The organism is Chamaesiphon sp. OTE_20_metabat_361 (genome assembly GCF_031364565.1).
In genome coordinates this window covers 1-1,792 of the sequence record NZ_JANLWO010000287.1, presented here as the reverse complement: position 1 = coordinate 1,792, position 1,792 = coordinate 1, and the positions used below count along the sequence as shown (strand labels likewise).

Sequence of the window (1,792 nt, the reverse complement as noted above, 5' to 3'; positions counted from 1 at the left end):
GTTGATGTAAAAGTTGCCTTGATGTCGCCCATAAGATTTCTTTATTGTTGTGCCATCCCTAACATAGCGAATTTTTCATATTTATTCAACAAGATTTTATTGGATTCGCCAAAAGACACAATACTACTAAGTAACAACTGGATGTCTTTACTTATCAGAATTTGAGTAGCGATTTTAAAACAGCGCACCCAATGCTAATACTAATTATCTACTTTGTCAACAATATTTCTAATCGTGTAAAAACGACTACTAAAGACTCGAAAGAATCAGCCAAAACATAGTTTCAGCTACCAACTCTCAACCAGCTAATATCTATTTTTGAAGCTCGATTCGTCACCAGATTTTCGAGTGTACTAACATTACTTGTGCTTCAGGTCGCTCGAATTTTGAATTTTAGTTCTGACACATATCTACAAATTCAGATTAAAGAATGGTTCGATAATCGATCGAATAGTCGAATTTTACAAGTTCAGAAATCGAGTACTGCACTCAAAGTCGCATCAATTTGCCGATCCGCCTAGCCCAATTCAGATTCCAGAATACAATCGGACGGCGTTAGATACAGCATGTTACCTCTAAAAAGTAAGACATCACGCGCGATCGCATGATGTCCGATTTTCTTCCCACATTCTTAACATACCCAGCTCGTTCTCGATTATTGATATCGATCGCGGCAATTGTGACAGTGACGCTTAATTTGTTCGATTGAGTATATCTATTTGCTAGCTTTGTTAGCTACTGACGGTGCCGCATTTCCACCCGGCTAGACGCTGGATCTCGCAGATTCGGTTAATGCCTGACTGCCTGACAGATCGGCTCTCCTGCTATTTTGGGGGAAATAGTCAAATTACATGTCAATCGTTGGCGTAGCCGCGCCGCGAGGTAATCGTCCCTCACGGCGTTGTCCGGTTTCGAGTTCGTCAGATATTGCTGGGCGGGATCTTTGACAAATTGAAATACCGAGATCGCAATTAATAGGGCAAGAATACTGCCCCCAATCGATAAGGTAAAGCGAAAACTACTCAAACTCGTGCGTTCGTTGTAGTCTTCAGTTAACTCAGCGGTTATCAAAACCTAAAATTAGAGATCTAGTAATTCTGTACCGCGTTCGGGGGGGATTAATTCGGCGATCAATGTTTGGCGATTTTGAGCGATGACAAAAGGTAAATGCGAGCCGATTAATCCTTGTTTGATACTTGCTGACGTGCGATCGAATATTACAAACAGTGGATAAAGATGTTCGACACCTTCACTAATAATATGCCGATAATATTGTGGCATTACCCATTCATAGTCACGATCGAGTAATACTTGCGTCCGCCGCCACCGCATGAGTAAATCGGAAAAATCTTCTTCAGGCTGCTGGATAAATATTAAAATCTCGCCGCCCATCTTAATTTTCCACTCCGGATCGCACATGAGATATGCCAGATCGCAAGGCAGTAAAATTGTTTGCGAAGTAGTACTAATCGGCGAAGATCGATCGAGTTGCTGGATTACTGGAACTTTGCGAAGTTTGACGACAGGTAACGGCATCGTAATCAAGCTTTCTTCCGATCGCCGGATGCTGGGAATCATTTCTAGATACGGACGATACTGCTTGAGTAATTCTACTGCTTCAGTATGATTGCTATATCGCGTCAATAGTTCTTCGTAGTCTGATTTTTTAATCGACATATAAATTTATTAATAATCAAAAGCAGTTAGGGCGATAGTGATGCCATATCCCCGACTTCTTTTAAGAAGTCGGGGATATGATATGTCTTCACAAGCTCGGCAGTGGCTATAGACA

Annotated in this window: 1 protein-coding gene and 1 pseudogene; both read right to left on the bottom strand. The window is 41.4% G+C overall.

The window, feature by feature from the left end; all coding sequences use genetic code 11:
- Positions 1-921 precede the first annotated feature (921 nt).
- Positions 922-1,068 (bottom strand): annotated as a pseudogene (locus tag RMO35_RS25250) (MFS transporter); the annotation flags it as partial.
- Between the two features lie 12 nt (positions 1,069-1,080).
- Positions 1,081-1,677: a hypothetical protein gene (locus tag RMO35_RS08525; RefSeq protein WP_309740233.1), complete on the bottom strand. Its 597-nt coding sequence runs from the start codon at positions 1,675-1,677 to the stop codon at positions 1,081-1,083.
- Positions 1,678-1,792: the final 115 nt, after the last annotated feature.

Bases quoted from the DNA above. Each gene is read 5' to 3' on its own strand.
- RMO35_RS08525 (WP_309740233.1), bottom strand. From the start codon at position 1,677: ATGTCGATTAAAAAATCAGACTACGAAGAACTATTGACGCGATATAGC.